Annotated in this window: 16 protein-coding genes; 8 read left to right on the plus strand and 8 right to left on the minus strand. The window is 40.4% G+C overall.

Features of this window, described 5'->3' with window-relative positions:
• Positions 1 to 94 precede the first annotated feature (94 nt).
• Positions 95 to 493 carry a hypothetical protein gene (locus ACQ93I_RS11420; RefSeq protein WP_266068593.1) on the minus strand — a complete coding sequence of 133 codons (399 nt, stop codon included), beginning with the start codon at positions 491 to 493 and terminating at the stop codon, positions 95 to 97.
• 241 nt (positions 494 to 734) lie between these two features.
• On the opposite strand from ACQ93I_RS11420, the gene ACQ93I_RS11425 reads away from it, so the two are divergent.
• A complete protein-coding gene (locus tag ACQ93I_RS11425; protein ID WP_431698649.1) occupies positions 735 to 2018 on the plus strand; it encodes a dipeptidase in 1284 nt (427 codons plus the stop codon).
• A 234-nt stretch (positions 2019 to 2252) separates the two neighbouring features.
• Here ACQ93I_RS11425 and ACQ93I_RS11430 read toward each other — a convergent pair whose 3' ends face one another.
• Together ACQ93I_RS11430 and ACQ93I_RS11435 are read right to left on the minus strand one after the other, a co-directional pair.
• Positions 2253 to 2963, minus strand: a complete 711-nt coding sequence (locus tag ACQ93I_RS11430) for a TVP38/TMEM64 family protein (protein ID WP_431698650.1) — start codon at positions 2961 to 2963, stop codon at positions 2253 to 2255.
• Positions 2964 to 2966: 3 nt separating this feature from the next.
• Positions 2967 to 3833 carry an SdiA-regulated domain-containing protein gene (locus tag ACQ93I_RS11435; RefSeq protein WP_431698651.1) on the minus strand — a complete coding sequence of 289 codons (867 nt, stop codon included), beginning with the start codon at positions 3831 to 3833 and terminating at the stop codon, positions 2967 to 2969.
• Between the two features lie 155 nt (positions 3834 to 3988).
• On the opposite strand from ACQ93I_RS11435, the gene ACQ93I_RS11440 reads away from it, so the two are divergent.
• A complete protein-coding gene (locus tag ACQ93I_RS11440; RefSeq protein WP_431698652.1) occupies positions 3989 to 6280 on the plus strand; it encodes a transglycosylase domain-containing protein in 2292 nt (763 codons plus the stop codon).
• 176 nt (positions 6281 to 6456) lie between these two features.
• Here ACQ93I_RS11440 and ACQ93I_RS11445 read toward each other — a convergent pair whose 3' ends face one another.
• Positions 6457 to 7974, minus strand: a complete 1518-nt coding sequence (locus ACQ93I_RS11445) for a DEAD/DEAH box helicase (RefSeq protein WP_423818901.1) — start codon at positions 7972 to 7974, stop codon at positions 6457 to 6459.
• Positions 7975 to 8093: 119 nt separating this feature from the next.
• On the opposite strand from ACQ93I_RS11445, the gene ACQ93I_RS11450 reads away from it, so the two are divergent.
• The gene (locus tag ACQ93I_RS11450; protein WP_266068587.1) at positions 8094 to 8876 is read left to right on the plus strand and encodes a Crp/Fnr family transcriptional regulator; all 783 of its coding nucleotides are present in this window, start codon (positions 8094 to 8096) and stop codon (positions 8874 to 8876) included.
• A gap of 88 nt (positions 8877 to 8964) precedes the next feature.
• The gene (locus ACQ93I_RS11455) at positions 8965 to 9510 is read left to right on the plus strand and encodes a hypothetical protein (protein ID WP_431698653.1); all 546 of its coding nucleotides are present in this window, start codon (positions 8965 to 8967) and stop codon (positions 9508 to 9510) included.
• A 106-nt stretch (positions 9511 to 9616) separates the two neighbouring features.
• Here ACQ93I_RS11455 and cysM read toward each other — a convergent pair whose 3' ends face one another.
• From cysM to ACQ93I_RS11470, 3 genes are all read right to left on the minus strand, one after another.
• The gene (gene cysM, locus ACQ93I_RS11460; RefSeq protein ID WP_431698654.1) at positions 9617 to 10507 is read right to left on the minus strand and encodes a cysteine synthase CysM; all 891 of its coding nucleotides are present in this window, start codon (positions 10505 to 10507) and stop codon (positions 9617 to 9619) included.
• On the minus strand, positions 10504 to 11292 hold the full coding sequence (epsC, locus tag ACQ93I_RS11465) for a serine O-acetyltransferase EpsC (protein WP_431698655.1): 789 nt from the start codon (positions 11290 to 11292) through the stop codon (positions 10504 to 10506). Before epsC ends, cysM begins: the two co-directional genes overlap by 4 nt.
• Positions 11293 to 11619: 327 nt before the next feature.
• Positions 11620 to 13836 carry an FUSC family membrane protein gene (locus ACQ93I_RS11470; protein WP_431698656.1) on the minus strand — a complete coding sequence of 739 codons (2217 nt, stop codon included), beginning with the start codon at positions 13834 to 13836 and terminating at the stop codon, positions 11620 to 11622.
• Positions 13837 to 14034: 198 nt separating this feature from the next.
• Here ACQ93I_RS11470 and ACQ93I_RS11475 point away from each other — a divergent pair, with 198 nt between their 5' ends.
• Together ACQ93I_RS11475 and ACQ93I_RS11480 are read left to right on the plus strand one after the other, a co-directional pair.
• Positions 14035 to 14712, plus strand: a complete 678-nt coding sequence (locus tag ACQ93I_RS11475; protein ID WP_431698657.1) for a type 1 glutamine amidotransferase domain-containing protein — start codon at positions 14035 to 14037, stop codon at positions 14710 to 14712.
• A gap of 9 nt (positions 14713 to 14721) precedes the next feature.
• On the plus strand, positions 14722 to 15630 hold the full coding sequence (locus tag ACQ93I_RS11480) for an alpha/beta fold hydrolase (RefSeq protein ID WP_431698658.1): 909 nt from the start codon (positions 14722 to 14724) through the stop codon (positions 15628 to 15630).
• A 34-nt stretch (positions 15631 to 15664) separates the two neighbouring features.
• On the opposite strand, the gene ACQ93I_RS11485 is transcribed toward ACQ93I_RS11480, so the two are convergent.
• Complete coding sequence (locus ACQ93I_RS11485) at positions 15665 to 16384, minus strand: SDR family oxidoreductase (RefSeq protein WP_431698659.1); 720 nt, start codon at positions 16382 to 16384, stop codon at positions 15665 to 15667.
• A 249-nt stretch (positions 16385 to 16633) separates the two neighbouring features.
• Here ACQ93I_RS11485 and ACQ93I_RS11490 point away from each other — a divergent pair, with 249 nt between their 5' ends.
• Positions 16634 to 17011, plus strand: coding sequence for a hypothetical protein (locus ACQ93I_RS11490; protein WP_431698660.1), 378 nt, complete (start codon positions 16634 to 16636; stop codon positions 17009 to 17011).
• Between the two features lie 59 nt (positions 17012 to 17070).
• Positions 17071 to 17712: a YqaA family protein gene (locus tag ACQ93I_RS11495; RefSeq protein WP_431698661.1), complete on the plus strand. Its 642-nt coding sequence runs from the start codon at positions 17071 to 17073 to the stop codon at positions 17710 to 17712.
• Positions 17713 to 17746 lie beyond the last annotated feature (34 nt).

The raw sequence follows: 17746 nt of genomic DNA on the forward strand, positions 1-17746 counted from the left end.
TATTCCAAAAAAAAAACTTCAGAAATAACTGCTGCAACTTCAGAAGAAATCTTCAGAAGGAAAAAAAATTTCCGAAGTGATAAAACAACGAATATTACCTAAGATGCGGAGAAACCTTCGGGTTCAAATCTTTCAGAAAAAGATTGAGCTTTTGCAAGGATTCGGTTTCTATAAAATGCTTCTCGATGCGCATTGATTCGTTATGAGTTTCAATTTTATAGCTATCCATATACCGTCTCACCCTTTTAATATCTGATAAAGCAATGCTCTTAGGGATAATAGTGTGTCTTATAAGCCGGTCTTCCCGTATGGTGAGGTATTGATATTTTTGGCGGTAATAAGATGTACCCGCCTGAAGGATCCCCAAAAAGATCCATAAATAACTAAATACTGAACTGCTGTTGATGTAAACAGCAAAAAAACCTAACCCAATCATGGTAAGGCCGTACCCATAGTTGTTCCTGATGACGCTTTTGCAATATCTAATTTTCATGATCTGCACTTTTAAAGTGTTACTTCGGACTCAGTAATTCCTATTAAACTTTTAACAAGGTATAAATAACAAAATAAATATCCGAATCAATAAGGAAAAACCTGCATCAAGATCTTCAAAACGATGGAACACTGCGTCATGGAAAATCTAATTTCAGTACTGTTTCATCTCCTAAACCTTCCCGAAACATAAGAGAAAATAAATTAGTAATTTGAGCCATTCAAACTAAATCCAAATTTTTATGTTCTCAAAAAAATACCTGCTTGTATTTTTCGCTGCCTTTGCTGCAAGTGCACAATCTACTGATGATGACCTTTTAAAAAAGGCTCAGGAGATCCACCATGAAGTAATTACGATAGACACCCACAACGATATCAATGTAAATAATTTTACTGCCGAAACAAATTACACTCAGGATATTGACACCCAGGTTAACCTGCCAAAAATGGTAAAAGGAGGTGTTGATGTCACCTGGCTGATTGTCTATACCGGGCAGGAAGAACTAAATGCTGCGGGTTACGAGACGGCGCATAAGCAAGCACTCTCAAAATTTGAGGCCATTCACCGGCTTGTAGAAGATATAGCTCCAAACCAGATTGGCCTGGCCACTACCAGTGCCGAAGTGCGAAAATTGGTTGCTCAGGGAAAGAAAGTGGCGATGATTGGCGTTGAAAATGGCTACCCTATTGGGACAGACCTGCAAAACGTTGAGAAATTCTATGATCTGGGCGCGCGCTATATGTCTTTATCTCATAACGGGCACAGCCAGCTTTGTGATTCGAACACAGGGGAAGCCAATAATGAGTGGCTCCACGGCGGGCTAAGTGATTTGGGGAAAGAAGTTGTAAAGGAGATGAACCGCCTGGGCATGATGATAGACGTGTCGCACCCTTCTAAAGAATCTATGCGCCAAATGATCGAACTGTCTAAAGCTCCAATAATTGCTTCACATTCTTCGGCAAGAGGTTTGTGCAACCACAGCCGAAACCTTGATGATGAGCAGCTGCAGTGGTTAAAAGAGAACGGCGGGGTGATACAGACAGTAGCCTTTGACGCTTATCTCAATACCGAAAAGAACAATGCCTATGATGATACGGTGAATAAGGTTTATGCTGAAGTAGGCAAAAAAATAGGTTTTGAGCTCCTGCCCCGTACTGAAGTATGGCAAATGGAAGAGGAAAAGCGCAGTGCCTACTATGAAGATTTCAGAAAAGTGAGAAAACTGGCCGAGCCAAAAATCAAGAAATTAAAAGAAAAAGTTCCACCGGTAGGCATAGTAGATTTTGTAGACCACGTAGATTACCTGGTTGAGAAAATTGGAATAGACCACGTGGGGATTAGTTCAGATTTTGATGGCGGCGGCGGAATTGAAGGCTGGAGTGATGCCTCTCAATCTTTAAATGTGACTCTCGAGTTAGTCAAAAGAGGCTATACCAAAGAAGAGATAGCTAAACTTTGGGGCGAGAACTTACTACGGGTACTCGATGAAGTACAGGCCGTAGCTCAAAGTCTGCAAACGAAGTAAAAAAGTACTACGGAACAAAAACTGCCTGAGATTTACCCTTTTTAGTACCCAAAAAGGCTATTTCAGGCAGTTTTTTTATTTAAAAAAGGAATCTCGAAAAGGGAAATCTTTCAATATTTCTGAAAACAGGTTGTTTTAAAGCGGACTTCAGCAGAAGAAGGGCTACAGGAAATAGCTCTATAACTTCAGAAAAGATCATCTTCAAAAATGCCATTTTTGAGAGGTAAAAAGATCTTAAGCCTTTGACTTTCTCACCTTTTTATCCCAATAAACAAAGGCTATAAACAAAACAAGACTTATTATAGACGTCCAGATAAGACCCGTTTTGAGACGCTCATAATCTCCTCCCAAATAAGCAATAAAGACTATGAGGGGTGATATACCCAGCATGGTGGCGCCAATGAATTTCCAGTACCCCATTCTTAAGACTCCGCCTACAAAACTAATGGCATCGTTAGAGAGGAAAGGACTAAGCCGGACAACAATTACCGTCCAGAAGCCGTAATCGTCAATAAAGTCTGATATCTTTTTCTCAGTTTTATGCCCCACCAGTTTCTCTACGATCACAGGCCCAAAGTAGCTTCCAATAAAATAACCGATGCTGGAAGCCAGGAAAACAGCTACAAACAAGATTGCAGCTCCTGCCCATGGCCCGTAAGCCAGTACGGTCACTACCATGAGCAAAGGTGTGGGAATCACCAACAGGAACATTTGCAGGACCATGGTAATGATGATTACCACCGGCCCAAACCACCCGAATTGAGAGACCCACTGCCGCGTACGCTGCTTATCGCCACTGGTAAGCACATCCCAACCGTTATTTAGAAAATCCTGCACCTGCGGTATAAAGAAATAACTTAGTACAAGTGCCACAACAATCGCAAGGGAAATATATAAAGGGGCTTTACTCTGCTTTACCGAAGGAGTTTCAATAGGATCGGGCATAAATTATTTAGATGTTATGGTTACACGGTGAATGGTTCCCGGTTCACCTTCACTGGAGATATACAAATTCCCTGAACTGTCAAAAGCAAGGCCTTCGGGCTGCGGAAATGCTTTTTGATCGAGCAGGTGGAATTCTTTGGGAGTTCCCGATGCATCTAAAATTAATAACCTCGGCTCCCGGGCTTCAAGAATAAAAATTTCTCCGGTTTTGGGATGTATTGCAACTTCGGAAGGAAAAAATGATTCCCCTCTTTTCTCTTCTCTAATGTCGTTGAAGATCTCCTCCTCAAAAGTCAGGGTGAACACCGGCGTTTCATTCACTTCCATAGAAGGTAACCGGGCGGCATAAATACCTTTTTGATCTTCAGAATTGGGGTCAAGAACTTTTACGGCAAGCAAAAGCCTGTCTTCAGCTTCATCATAGAATAATCCTTCCATATCATTTTCTTCAGTAAAAAAAGTATCGAAAGTTTTTACCTGTGCTGTATTCATAAAATCTTCTACCTGGTAAATTTTTCCGTTAGCTTCAAGAACATATGCCGTATTCTCTTTTATCGCTATGCCTTCAAAATCCCCATTTGCTGTAAATTGAATTTCCTTTTCAATCGTTGAGTCATCGAGGTTATAAATAAAGATGCTTCCTTTTTCATCCTGCACACAGGCAATTTTATTTGAACCTAAATATGCAATACCCGAAACTTCAGCCAGTTGAGGTGGCAAATCCCAGGTTTGGTCTATGGTAATATCTTTAGAAATATTGGCCTGGTATTCTTCGACCTCTTTCTCATAAGTGAATATAAAAGCTGCCGATAATAGCAAAAGACCTGTGGTAATAAGGAATACCGTTTTATTGTGTCCCATTCTTTTCATTGTTTAAAAGTAGAAAAATTAATACTCGGGCAGAAAGATTTTAATCTTTCCTTGAAAAACATTAGCAGGGTTTTAGGAAATCTCATTTCCTAAAGTTTTTTAAACTTGAGGACTTTTTTTTGTAAGTCTTCGTTTATTTGACAGACATTTAACCTATGATTTTGAAAAACCTGCAATTGACGCCTGTAAAAAAATGGGTGTTAGGGATCTCACTAACATTTATCGCCCTTTTTGGCTTCTTTTTCCTGAGTATTTACTGGGGTTGGTGGGGAAAGTTGCCCGATACTGAAGAACTGCGGAACCTCAACCAGAATGAAGCTACAGAAGTTTTTTCTTCGGAAGGAAAACTACTGGGGAAATATTACATTTTTGACAGGCAGCCGGTGCTCTATGAAGATCTACCTAAACATCTAATAGATGCTCTTATTGCGACCGAAGATGTAAGGTTCTATGAGCATTCGGGAATTGACAATCGCAGCCTTCTCCGTGTATTTTTCAAGACCATTCTCATGGGCGACGAATCGTCGGGAGGCGGTAGTACCATCACTTTACAACTTGCAAAGAACCTCTTTGGGCGAAAAGATTACGGCCACCTTAGCATTGTAGTTAATAAAGTGAGGGAAGCCATCATTGCCCAACGGCTGGAAGATATTTATTCTAAAGAGGAGATCATCAAACTTTACTTTAATACGGTTCCTTTTAGTGACAACACCTACGGAATAGAAAGTGCGGCCATGAAATTCTTTAATTCCGGCACAAAAGACCTTACCCTCGACGAAGCTGCAACCCTGGTGGGCACGCTAAAAGCATCACATTATTACAATCCGCGGCTTTTTCCCGAAAGAAGCCTGGAAAGGAGAAATGTGGTGCTGTCTCAAATGAACAAGTATGGTTACCTTCCTTCCGAAGAATATGTGAAAAACCGGGTTAAACCCCTGGAATTAGATTACCAGTACTTCAGTAACAATGATGGGGTGGCTCCTTACTTCAGGTCACAGTTAAAAAAAGAACTCAGTAAGATCCTGGATACTCTTGAAAATGAAAAAGGAGAACCATACAACCTTTACAGGGATGGCCTGCAGATTCACACCACGATAGATTACCAGATGCAGCAGCTGGCAGAAGAAGCCATGAAAGAACATATGACTTCGCTGCAGCAGCAGTTCGAAAAAGCCTACGGCAAAAATGCACCCTGGAAAAGAGAGGATATTTTAAACGAAGCACTTCAAAACAGCAAACAATATAAAAACCTTGCTGCTGCCGGCTGGAGCCGGGAGAAAATCATGGATTCCCTGCACCGCAAAACCGAGATGGAACTGTTTGACTGGGGACAGAAGAAATTACTTTCAGCCAGTATAGCCGATAGTTTACAGCATTATATGAAATTCCTGAACATAGGAATGATCAACCTGGATCCTTCAACCGGGGCAGTAAAAAGCTGGGTGGGAGGAATAAATCACAAGTATTTCAAATATGATCACGTCTCCCAAAGCAGGCGGCAAATTGGCTCTATTTTTAAGCCAGTGGTTTACACAGCAGCAGTTGAAGCCGGTATAGACCCCTGCTCCTACTATTCGGTTAGGGAAGTGACCTATGAAGGTGGCTGGACTCCTTCCAATTCGGGTAGTGAGGAGGAAGATCCTTATACCAAATATCCCATGGCTACAGCTTTAGCGCAATCTGTCAATACCATTGCTGTAAAAGTGCTTTTTGACGTGGGACTTGGAAATGTGCTCACCCAGGCCAAAAAGATGATGTTCCCAGATGATCTTCCCGCCTATCCTTCTATTGCTCTTGGTACGGCCGAAATGAGTGCCGCCGAGCTCGCCGGCTCTTTTTCTAGTTATGTGAACCGTGGGAAAGCGGCCAAACCTTATTACCTCACCAAAATTCTGGATAAGTACGGCAATGAAATCGCCACATTTGAACCACAGGTTGCGGCACAACCTGCTTTCTCCAATACCACACGACAGGTGATGATAGAAATGATGAAAGGCACAGTGAATTCGGGAACGGCTTCAAGATTGAGATACAAGTATAATTTACCCAACGATATTGCCGGAAAAACAGGTACTACACAAAATAACCGTGATGGCTGGTTTGTAGGGATCACACCAAAACTGATCTCTGTAACCTGGGCAGGTACCGATGATGCAAGGATTGGCTTCCCGTCTACCTATTTAGGGCAGGGAGCAAATTCGGCTTTACCGGCTTTTGCCCTACTCCTGCAAAAAATGAATGCCAGGCCTGAATTCAGTGACATTACCCAGGCAAAATTTGCAGCACCTTCTTCTACGGTGCAAATGATGCTCAATTGTGAACCCGAAAAAAGAGATAACTTCCTGGAAAGACTTTTCACCAAAGGAGACAAACCTAAAAAGGCGAAGAAAGAGAAAAAGGAAGGCCTGTTTGGTAAGATCAAAGGCCTGTTTAAAAAGAATAATTAAGAAATACGAGGTTTGAATTGATTTCCATTTTCAAAAACTATTTTTTTTGCTAATAGTAGGCAATCCCTTCCGAAGCATAGAGAACAATTGAAATACCTACGAAAAAAGGGTGTCAAAAATAGTATTTTTGACAACCTTCTAAAATGTTATTTTCAGGAGAAATTTTCCTGGAAATATTAAAATGTCGCCTGATTAATTTTTTGTCGCAGCTTCCTCATATAATCTTCCCTAAGCCAGTCGCGGTAATTTTTGGTGCTGTTGCTTATACAGTAAGAGTACTTGCGAATACGGTAAGCGATATCTTCTTCAAGCTCTTTAGCTAAAAGACGGGCATCAAAGACATCTTCACTGTTTTCTACGCACATGGTAGTATGCTGGTCTAAAGAGCGCTCGAGAACTGTTTTAGATTTAAGTCCTTTTTTAATGATATCGTCGTATTCTTCATCTACATCAAAAGAAACATCTTTAGTGTTTGCAAATTTCTTCCGAAGTTCCTTTGGCATTTCATATCTAAAATTCTGCTCAATTTCTTCGTCACTTACCAGGTTCTCAAGGAAGTAGTCTGGAGACCTAAAAATTTGCTTCCAATCAATAGGTGCACTCCAAAGGCCAAAGCGTGCAGCATTGTTTCCAAGATCTATAACCGAGAATTCGCTTTTTCCGGGTAGTACACGGGAACCACGACCAATCATCTGGTAGTAAAGAGTAAGAGATTTTGTAGCCCGGTTTAAAATAATCGATTCCACCGAAGGTTCATCAAAACCGGTTGTAAGTATACTTACCGAGGTTAAAATAGCATCGGGTTTTTTCCTGAACCAGCGTAAAATGTCTTTTCTATCCTGTTTGCTGGTGGTATTGTCAAGATGCCTTACATCATAACCTGCATTGCGAAAAGTCTCGTATACTTCTTTTGAAGTGTTTATCCCGTTATTAAAAATAAGGGTCTTCTTGCCTTGAGATTTTTCCATATAAGCATCGAGAAGCTTCTCCTGCATGCTAAAATTAGAATACAGCTCTTCGGAAGATTTCACGGTATAATCACCATTTATACCAACCTTAAGCGTAGACAGACCTACATCATAGCTATAGGTATTGGCCTTTGCCAGAAATCCTTTAGAAATTAAGCTGCTTATAGAATCGCCCACAATAAGTTCCCGGTAATTATCTTTCATGGGAAGCTTGATATTAGAGCTAAGAGGCGTGGCTGTAACCCCAAGGATAAAACACTTATTAAAGAATTTAAAGAGCTTTCTAAAAGAATTGTAATGAGCCTCGTCAATAATCACCATTCCCAGGTTGTCTAACTCCACTTTGTCGTCGTTAAGGCGATTGTTAAGAGTTTCTACCATGGCGACAAAACACATGAATTCATCCTGGTCTGGCAGCTCTTTGATGCTGGAATTAATGATCTTGTTGTGCACCCCAAAACCGGTGAGCATTCGGGAAGTTTGCTTACAAAGCTCTATTCTATGGGTAAGGATAAGCACCTTTTTATTGGTGCGCTGAATATATTCCCTTACTATTTGTGAAAATATTACTGTTTTGCCCCCACCAGTAGGAAGCTGGTAAAGAAGGTTGTAGCGTTCGGGATGAGCTTCGAGCACCTTAAATATCTTATCGATATCCTCCTGTTGGTACTCATAAAGTTCCTTGTCCATTTTTTTCTCAACGATCCCGAAAGTGTCCTGCGTCATCTATTTTTTTCTTTCAATTGCAATTTTGCAAAAATAGCTGAAATAAAGGTTCATCCAAAAATTTAGACCAAAAAATCCTGATAAAGAATTTTTTACGTTTAACAATCTTCTCATTTTAAATGAGTTATCTTTACAAATGGATTCTTTTCCTGCCCCAGGTTTTCGTTTTTGTTAAGTCGGGATCATGTATGTGGAGTAAACGAAAACAAATAAAGCTTATAGCGTCTTTACGTGGTAATAAATTACTTAAAGACCTTCCGCAGGAAGACCTTTTGAAGCTTCTTTCTGAAATGGAGGAAGTGGTGTGGCCAAAACATACCTGTAACATCAATAAAGACAGGACCTTCTATTATTTTCACTTTCTGGTATCGGGCAGGTTAAAAGTCTACCAGATTGAGCAGAATACTGGAAGGGAGTTCACCTTTTTTCTTCTGGGAAATACTGATGCCTTTGATATTCTCTGCCTTCTTGACGGATATGAACACAACGTTTATTACGAAGCCATAGACCGGGTTGTGCTTTTATCTCTTCCTATGGAAAGAATGAAAATATGGGTATCGAACCATCCCGGGGTCAACAAAAACCTTCTACCTTATATGAGTAATCAAATGAGAATTCTGGAAGAGTACGCTTCAAACGTCACATTAGTTGATATTTCTACCAGGTTAGCCAGGCTTATATTGAGTAACATAAACAAAGAATCGCGTGAACTGGAGTTGATCAATGATCTTTCTAACGAAGAGCTGGCCAATTTAATTGGTTCTACCCGGGCAGTCGTAAACCGACATTTGCAGGAGTTCAAAAATGACGGGATCATAAGCCTTGGCCGGCAAAAAGTTGAGATAAAAGATATAGATTTGCTTCTCCTGAAGGCTAATAAAAACGGGGCTTCAGCTCCTTAATACTTTAACACGATATGCTACCTGGGTAGTATTTGATCCCATTTGCTCATAGTACTTTTATAAGATATTAATCCAAAATATATGAGCTATGAAAAATTTAATTTTTGGAATGTTCCTGTTTGGTTTTATTGCCACAGGTAATTCACAGATCCTTTTAGAGGAAACAAAGATCGAATACCAACCGGTATCATTGGCACTAGATCGAGAGTCCCACCAGCTTTCGATTGAACTATCCGAAAAATTGTCGGGAGAATTTCAGCAAAACCCATTAACTTTTATGAAAACCAGGTTTAGTGTACAAAAGTTCCTGAAAGATAACGAGGAAGCAGATTATGATGCTTTTGAAGTTTTTTTCAAAAGCAAAAAAGGGTATTTAAAAGCTTCCTTTAACAAGGCTGGAGACCTTATTTCTTCAAATCAGAAATTTAAAAACATACCCCTGCCCCAGGATGTGCGTTTAGAGGTTTTTAGGCTTCACCGAAATGCTATGATAGAAGGCACAAAATATACCGCATTTTCAAAAGGATGGGATATTACTAAAGAGATCTATAGAATAAAAATTAAAGATGGTGACAAGACTCGCAGAGTCCGCATCAATAGGAACAATGACCAATTGTCTCTCGCCGGATTCTAAGAATAAAGAACTAAAAAAGAGACGCCGAAAAGCCATTTTTGACACTTCAGGTTTACTTCTTTTAAAACTTAAACCCGAACGTACTGAATAGTTTTCCGGCAGTCTCTTATTTTTTTTCAAAAAGATCTGAAGACAGGTAGCGATCTCCTCGGTCACAAACAATACTTACCACTACCCCACTTTCAAGTTCGCTACACAGTTTGACGGCAGCCGCAGCAGCACCTCCGCTGCTCATTCCGGCAAAGATCCCTTCTTCTTCAGCAAGCCTTGCAGTCATAGCCCTGGCTTCCAGTTCATTTACTTCCATAACGCGATTTACCTTGCTTTCGTCAAAAATAGAAGGTAAATATTCTTTAGGCCATTTTCTTATACCGGGAATACGGGCGTCATCACCGGGTTGTACGCCTACTATTTGTACATTTTTGTCCTGTTCTTTTAAAAAGGTAGATGTTCCCATTATGGTACCTGTAGTCCCCATAGAAGAGACAAAATGTGTAATCTTATGATTTGTATCCCGCCAAATTTCAGGTCCTGTGGTGGCGTAATGGGCCTGCCAGTTGTCATCGTTTCCAAACTGGTTGAGCATAAAATAATTTCCTTCTTTCATCCTGGCTTCAGCAAAATCCCTCGAACCTTCAATACCTCCTTCGGCACTTGTAAGAATTACCTTTGCCCCGTAGGCTCTCATCGTCTGCACTCTTTCAGCAGTAGAATTTTCGGGCATTACCAGCTCAATGTTCAGCTGCAGTAAACGGGCCACCATTGCCAGGGCTATCCCGGTATTTCCGCTGGTAGCTTCAATCAATTTGGTTTCTCGGGTAATATCTCCCCTTTCCAGAGCTTTTTTGATCATATTATAGGCGGGGCGGTCTTTCACACTACCTCCGGGGTTTTGCCCTTCGAGTTTAAAATACAGCTCTACCGCAGGATTCTCAACCAGTTTTTGTGCCCTCACAAGAGGCGTATTTCCTATAAGATCTAATACTGTTCGATTCATTTCTGAAGATTTTTAATTTTTATTACCGGGTCATGGGTGACAAATGAATTGGCCGGAACTGTACGTGTAAGCCAGGCATTTCCTCCTATGATACTATTCGCACCAATAACCGTCTCCCCACCAAGTATGGTAGCATTAGCATAAATTGTCACGTTATCTTCAATGGTAGGATGCCGTTTCTTATTGCGCAATTCTCTTTCTACATACAAAGCTCCCAAAGTAACCCCCTGGTAAATTTTTACATTGTTTTTTATAATAGTTGTTTCCCCGATTACAACACCTGTGGCGTGATCAATAAAAAAGGAATCGCCAATCTGCGCCCCGGGATTAATATCGGTCCCTGTTAATTTATGTGCACATTCTGTCATTAATCGCGGCACCAGCGGAAGATTCATTTTATAAAGCTCATGACTAAGCCGGTATACTGCGATAGCAAAAAAACCGGGATAAGAAAGGTAAACCTCTTCTACAGAATTCGCTGCCGGATCGTTGTTTGCTATTGCAATAGCATCAAGATTAATCTTTTGAAGCAGGTGGGGCAACCTACTGCAGTACTCTTCCCATATTTCTGAACAGGATTTACCCGGCTCCCAACACACCAAATCTCCCAGCTCCTTAAAATCGGCAGCCAGCCTATCCAGGTTATCTTCTACGGGAGTATCCCTGTCAAACAAGGTATAAAATAGATTTTGGGTAAAAGCTTCAGCTTTAGTCTTGATCCTGAACCTTAGGTTTGTATTCTTCTTTTGAGCGGTAATTTGCTTAATTATGTCCTCGTGGTTCATACAATTCAGTTGATTTGTAAAATTACTAAATAGCTGCTCAATGCAGGTAGAGCTTTACTACTGATTTTTTGATAAAAAAATTAACTATAAAAGAAAGGTTAAAAAAATCACATCTTAACACTTTGTATCTCAATGTGTTGTACTTTTAGTAGAGACATTAATCAAAAACTTATAACCATGGCACAAGATCAAAAAAAACAGAACGAGAAGCAGGACAAAAAGAGTGAAAAGTCTACTCAAAAAACTGAAAGACAGCAAACCAAAAAATAAGCCAGTCTTTTATATTACATGTTTGTATTTTTTTTAGGCCACCTCAAAAGGGTGGCTTTATGTTTTCACACACCTGGCTTTTTGAAGCCCTTCACTCATCTCCAATAACCATTTGAGCCTGTCTGTAAGAATATGAACTTCCTGTAATTTCTCACGTACGCCTTCTTTCTCAACGCTTTCATCTTTCTCAAGATCAAGTAGCTCCTGGTATAGATTTTCATAGAATGTAGCTGCCCTGTCAATCTCTTCTGAAAGATCTTCTTTTTGAGCCTCATCATTTTTTACTGAAGCCTGTAAATTAGCTTTGATAGCCGATAAATAGTTGGCAAAATGAGCTGAAGCCTTTGTAGTGGGATGAGATCGTATAAACGTACCCAGAGAAACTGTAGCTGAAAGAAATTCCTGGTTGAGTGATACGATCCTGAAGATTTCCTCAAGATGTTTTTTTTCTGTCTTTGGCTCCTGCGCCATGCGTTGAAAAGCGGCATTTAAATCTCCCATCGCCAAAAAAGCTTTTTTTCTTGCGAGGCGGTAAGATGCAGGCAAGGCAGATTTATGATTATAAAAAGCTTCTACTTCTTTAAGAAAGGAAAGGTTTGCCTTTATACTTTCTCTTATAAAATTCTGAATAAGTGTATACTCCCATGTAGGCCAAAGAAACTTGGCTCCCAAAAATGCCAGCCCAGCTCCCACTACTGTATCCAGTACCCTAAACTCAATTACTTCAAGAACATTCGGTTTTAAAAGGCTGTAGACAAAAATAACATTAAGTGTAATAAAAGCCGCTGCAGTCTTGTAATTGCGCTGTATCATAGAATGTGCAAGCACCAGACTTATTACCGCAAGGATAGCATAGACGGTTTGATTTCTTATAAAGAAGACCAGAGATATAGCCACAGCACCACCAATGAGGGTACCATAAAGCCGGTGTTTAAACCTTTCCTGAGTGAGTGCATAGCCAGGGCGCATAATAACCAGGGTGGTCAATAAGATCCAGTAGGCGTTTTGTACTGCAAAGAATTCCCCAATTACATAACCCAAAGCCATAACAACCGTCAACCGCAGGGAATGTCGAAATATTGGAGACTTGAAGTCTAGATTATCCTGAAGCGTTTTGAAGTTATAATCTGGAGTGGTGAGAAATTTGGCAGCATCTTTCCTTCCAAGCTTTAGCTTTTCATCACCTTTCCACTCTTTCATAAGCCTCATTAAGGAAAGTAATTTTTGATGCTGTTTTTCCTTAAAATTCAGGAAGTTTCGGTAAACGAGTAAAGCTTCAGCATCGGTTGATTTATTGGCCGAAGCCTCAAATTCTTTATAGGCTTTCCAGGCTTGTCTTCTTTTAATTAATAACTCACCTTCTTCAAGGTTTAGAAATTTGTTTTGAGGTGTCTGCCCAAGAATCCTTAAATGAGCAGCCATTACCAGGCTCCATTCCTGAATGTGCTGGATCTTATCTTCATGAGAAACAAATAAGGCTCTCATTCTGGAAAAATTTACAGGATGTGCCATTCCCAGTTCCAAAATATCAACCAGCTCCATAAAGATGAGCAGCCTTTTTCTCACCATTTCCGATCGCCCAAAATTCTTTCTTCGTGTTATAACAAGTTCCCGAATAATCTCGTGCTTTTCATTAATGGAGGTTTGCAATGCAAAAAGCTCTTTTTCAGCCTGCTCCCGCTTTTCATCTGTCACGCTCATAAGATGGGAACGCTTCTCCAGGTATTGAGCTGTAAGTTCAAAGACATCTCTTAGAAGCTGGTCCGTTTCCCGTCTCTGCAATAAATAATGGAAGAAAAGCGAAAATAGAAGATACCATACACCACCCATCCCAATCCAAAATGCGTGGAGGAGAATACTTCCTTCCGCAGTGACCTGGGTCATACTTAACACCACTGCAAATAATCCCGAGAACGCAATGAGCGAAGCCCTGAACCCAAAGACCGAGATCATGGAGTAATGAAAGATCTGCAATACCAGTACAACAATAAAAAAGACAGGGTATGCCAGAGAGAGGCCTGTGAGAATGGTGGCAGCTACGGCAATAGCAATAGATAGAGAAACACCTATCACCCGGCGCCTCAAACTTCCCGGCACGTCACTGGGAGAAGTGAGTAGCACCCCAACTGCCATGGCGATCCCTATTTTTATTTCCCCCATTTGGGAGGTGACCAGTAAGGGTACGATAGCTGCAACAGCAAACCGGATTCCTTTAGAGAATTCGCCCGTCTTCAAAAGTGTAAAAAAGGACTGCAGTTGCCTGTAAAGATTCAAAAGAAGTGAAGTTTCTGCAAAATTACATGCTTTACCAAAGCAGACGCAGCAAAATTGAATAAAATGATGACCCCATGAAGAATTTAACCTTTAATTAGTATCTCAGCTTTGGCTTTAGCCCCCGTGCGTTGTAATTTTAAGATCCATCAAAAAGGCCGAATTGACAGGCCATTCCAAACTTAAATTAAAAAAAGAACTATGAAGATTTTAATGGTTTTGACTTCTCATGATAAATTGGGAGACACAGGTAAAAAAACAGGATTTTGGGTAGAAGAATTTGCTGCACCTTATTATGTACTTGCAGATGCCGGTGCCGAGATCACCCTTGCTTCGCCAAAAGGGGGCCAGCCTCCTATTGATCCATCAAGTACTACCGAAGACGCGCAAACCGAAGCCACAAAACGTTTTGATAAAGACGATGACCTTCAAAAAAAGTTTTCACTTACAAAAAAACTGGAAGACGTTGACGCTAAAGAATTTGACGCAGTATTTTATCCAGGTGGTCACGGTCCGCTTTGGGACCTTGCGAATGATCTAAAGTCGATTGCCCTTATTGAAGCTTTTAACGAGCAAATGAAACCTATGGCTTTTGTTTGTCATGCCCCCGGCGTACTTGCAAATGTTGAAGATCACAAAAACCCTTTAGTAAGAGGTAAAAAAGTTACCGGCTTTGCAAATTCTGAAGAAGATGCAGTGGGCCTTACTAATGTAGTTCCTTTTCTTGTTGAAGATAAAATGAATCAGTTGGGAGCAGACTACAGCAAAGGTGGCGACTGGAGTTCTTACGTGCTGGTAGACGGCAAACTTATAACCGGACAAAACCCGGCTTCTTCTGAAAAAGCAGCCCGAGAACTCCTGAACATGCTTCAAAAATAAAAGTAGCCTATGGCTCAAAAAGAAAAATCTGTTGACGAAGTAATCAAAGAGCATGAAGCTTCCGGAAAGTATTTTGATGTAGACGGAATAAAAACCTTTGCATTAAAATACGGCCGGGGCGAACCTGTTCTTTGCCTTCACGGAGTTCCTACTTCATCTTTTTTATATAGAAAGGTACTAAGGTCTCTGGAGAAGAAAGGTTACAAAGGAGTAAGCATAGACATGCCGGGACTGGGATTAACAGACAGACCTGATAATTTTGATTACTCTTTTTCTAACCTGGCCGATTTTCTTTATAAAGCTGCCAAAGTCCTTAAGCTTAAAAAGTTTCATCTCGTGGTTCACGATGTGGGAGGGCCAATAGGTTTTGCACTTGCTGCTAGACATGCCAATCGCATCATGTCCCTCACTGTTCTCAATACCTGGGTAGATGTGGTGAACTTCAAGAAACCGGTAGTAATGAGGCCTTTTGAAAAAAGGGTGCTGGGAGAAGCAGAGCTTAAAATGATAAGCCATGTCACCTGGCCTGTAATGTTTAAACAAATGGGCGTGGTGAATTCTTCACGCATAAGTACTTCTGAAATAAACGCCTATGTAGATCTTCTAAAAAGGGAGGACAATGGAAAAGCCTTTTTAAAGATCATGAGGAACTTTGATCATTCCAAGGAGTTTCGTGACCTGTGCTATAAAGCTGTTCAAACTAAAGAATATCCTGTACAGGCAATCTGGGGTGCAAAAGATCCGGCGTTGCAGCTGGAAACCTATGGCGAGGAAATCAAAAAAGTGGCGGGGCTAAAAGAGGTCCATACCTTAAGATCCCGGCACTTTCTACAGGAAGAAGCCTGGCTGGGAATTGCCGATAAAGTGATAGACCTGGCACAATCAGTACAACTTAAGACAGCAAAAAAGGAGGTTTAAACCTCCTTTTTTGATACTTATATTTTTCTTCCTGTTATTTTTTAGGTGGCGTTGTTGGCCTAATCTCTATTTTACTAGGTAAAGCCCTTTGGTTCATTTTCAACAGGTCTACAACTAATTCTCCAATATCTTCTTTCTGAATTTTCCAGGCATCTTCATCTCCCGGGTTGTGATCATTAAAATGTGTAGCTACAGAACCAGGCATAATGGTAGTTACCTTGATTTCGTAATTCCGAAGATCGAGCATAGCAGCCTGAGTGAATCCTGTTACCCCAAATTTACTTGCATTGTAGGCAGAACCCCCGGCAAAGAAATTTGTTCCCGCCAGGCTGGAGATCGTAAAAACGTATCCCTTGCTTTTCTTGAGTTCGGGAATAGAAGCTTTTAAGCTGTAGAAGACCCCGGTTAAATTTGTATCAATAGTTTGTTGCCACTGCTCGGGAGTGAGATCTTCTATAGAGCCAAAATGTCCTACTCCGGCATTAGCTACCACAACGTCCAGTTGCCCCCATTTGTCGGTTACCTGTTTTATGGCCACTTGCTGACTCTCAAAGCTTCGTACATCGGCTTCAATTCCAATCACTTCGGCTTTTCCGTTTTTGGTAATTTCTTTTGCGGCCGATTCTGCTTCTTCTTTATGTCTGCTGGTAATCCCTACTTTTACGCCCATAGCAGAAAGAGCAGCTGCAATCCCGTATCCAATTCCTTTGCTTCCGCCAGTAACGAAAGCTACTTTATTTTCTAAATTATTCATTGTATTTAATTTTATTCAGCCTAAAGCTACCAAATATGTGAAGTAAATGAGAACACAAAGCTTTTAAGACTTTGTTAATTCTTCCGAAGAAGGGCAGAAAAACAAATTTTAACTTCTAAGAGAAAAATCTTTAAAATTACTAACACAAATTACACGCAGAATCAATTATCTTTGCCACCTTTCCGAAGAGACCTAAAATAGCGGCTTTTTGGAAAATTTAGTTTAATTATTCATAAAATACTGTAATCGTTGGAAAATCCTAAGGCACAAAAACTTCTGAATAAAATACAGCGCGACCTTATGCGCAATGGTATTATTACTAATACTATAGTTGAAGATTTAAAGGAGTTGCGGCCATATGCTGTTGAGGAAAAAAGCCCGCTACTGGCTAAGGTGATAAGGCTTACTTATGAGCACATTGAAGCGCACAACACCTTTGACATTCCAATTCCTGATGACGAACCTGTTGAAGGTTTTGAAGAAGAAACTCCCAGCAACGAAAGTTTCGATCCTGCCGAGAGCCTGGATTACCTGTTGTCTCTAATGGCAGAAGCCAAGAATAAAATTAACGCTATTGAATTGCGGGAATACAGTAATAGTTTGATTGCCTACGCTGAAGAGAATTAACCTTTCGTTTTGTTGGATTGGCTCAATAATTGAAAAGATTATCAATAAAGAGCTATTTAATGAAGAAGTTGAATATGAAAAAGAAAAATGAGGTTGTCTTGAATAAAAAACCACGCTGGAAATTACTTCACCAATATTATAGTTACACAGGATTCTACAAGTTTGTAGGCAATAGTCTCAAAAAGGCCATTTTACCGGTCCTACTTTTTCTTGCTGCTCTTTTTGCAATAAACGAGTATGTAATCAACATCAACAGCATTTTGGTTACGGTTACCGAAACCTATTCTCCTGTTGGGATACTGGCGGTTTTTTTGGCTTCTGAATCTATTTTTCTTGGACTGGTTCCCCCTGAACTTTTTATAGCATGGTCAGGAAAATCGGCTATGCCAATTACTTATCTCAGTTTGTTGGCCCTGGCTTCTTATTTAGGCGGAATCATTTCTTACTGGATGGGTAAGGCAATCACCAAGATCCCGGCAGTACATGAGGCCATGGAGACTAAAATGTCTAAACACATCAAGAATACTGAAAAATGGGGCGGATTTCTTATTGTTGTAGGAGCTCTTTTACCCATTCCATTTTCTATCACCAGTGTGGCCGCAGGGATTATCAATTACAAATTCAGGTACTACTTATTATTTGGCCTCTTGAGATTCATAAGATTCTACGGTTATGCGCTTGTGATCTTTAAGATTGTATAAAATATAAGGAGCAACGCTCCAAAATCCTTTTAAA

The sequence above is a fragment of the Salinimicrobium sp. WS361 genome (genome assembly GCF_050750585.1).
GTDB lineage: Bacteria > Bacteroidota > Bacteroidia > Flavobacteriales > Flavobacteriaceae > Salinimicrobium.

Coding starts and splice junctions, on each gene's coding strand:
- epsC (WP_431698655.1), bottom strand. CDS start 11,292: ATGAACCACGAGGACATAATTAAGCAAATTACCGCTCAAAAGAAGAAT.
- ACQ93I_RS11495 (WP_431698661.1), top strand. CDS start 17,071: ATGAAGAAGTTGAATATGAAAAAGAAAAATGAGGTTGTCTTGAATAAA.
- ACQ93I_RS11435 (WP_431698651.1), bottom strand. CDS start 3,833: ATGAAAAGAATGGGACACAATAAAACGGTATTCCTTATTACCACAGGT.
- ACQ93I_RS11475 (WP_431698657.1), top strand. CDS start 14,035: ATGAAGATTTTAATGGTTTTGACTTCTCATGATAAATTGGGAGACACA.
- ACQ93I_RS11445 (WP_423818901.1), bottom strand. CDS start 7,974: ATGACGCAGGACACTTTCGGGATCGTTGAGAAAAAAATGGACAAGGAA.
- cysM (WP_431698654.1), bottom strand. CDS start 10,507: ATGAATCGAACAGTATTAGATCTTATAGGAAATACGCCTCTTGTGAGG.
- ACQ93I_RS11440 (WP_431698652.1), top strand. CDS start 3,989: ATGATTTTGAAAAACCTGCAATTGACGCCTGTAAAAAAATGGGTGTTA.
- ACQ93I_RS11425 (WP_431698649.1), top strand. CDS start 735: ATGTTCTCAAAAAAATACCTGCTTGTATTTTTCGCTGCCTTTGCTGCA.
- ACQ93I_RS11480 (WP_431698658.1), top strand. CDS start 14,722: ATGGCTCAAAAAGAAAAATCTGTTGACGAAGTAATCAAAGAGCATGAA.
- ACQ93I_RS11485 (WP_431698659.1), bottom strand. CDS start 16,384: ATGAATAATTTAGAAAATAAAGTAGCTTTCGTTACTGGCGGAAGCAAA.
- ACQ93I_RS11455 (WP_431698653.1), top strand. CDS start 8,965: ATGAAAAATTTAATTTTTGGAATGTTCCTGTTTGGTTTTATTGCCACA.
- ACQ93I_RS11430 (WP_431698650.1), bottom strand. CDS start 2,963: ATGCCCGATCCTATTGAAACTCCTTCGGTAAAGCAGAGTAAAGCCCCT.
- ACQ93I_RS11420 (WP_266068593.1), bottom strand. CDS start 493: ATGAAAATTAGATATTGCAAAAGCGTCATCAGGAACAACTATGGGTAC.
- ACQ93I_RS11450 (WP_266068587.1), top strand. CDS start 8,094: ATGAGTTATCTTTACAAATGGATTCTTTTCCTGCCCCAGGTTTTCGTT.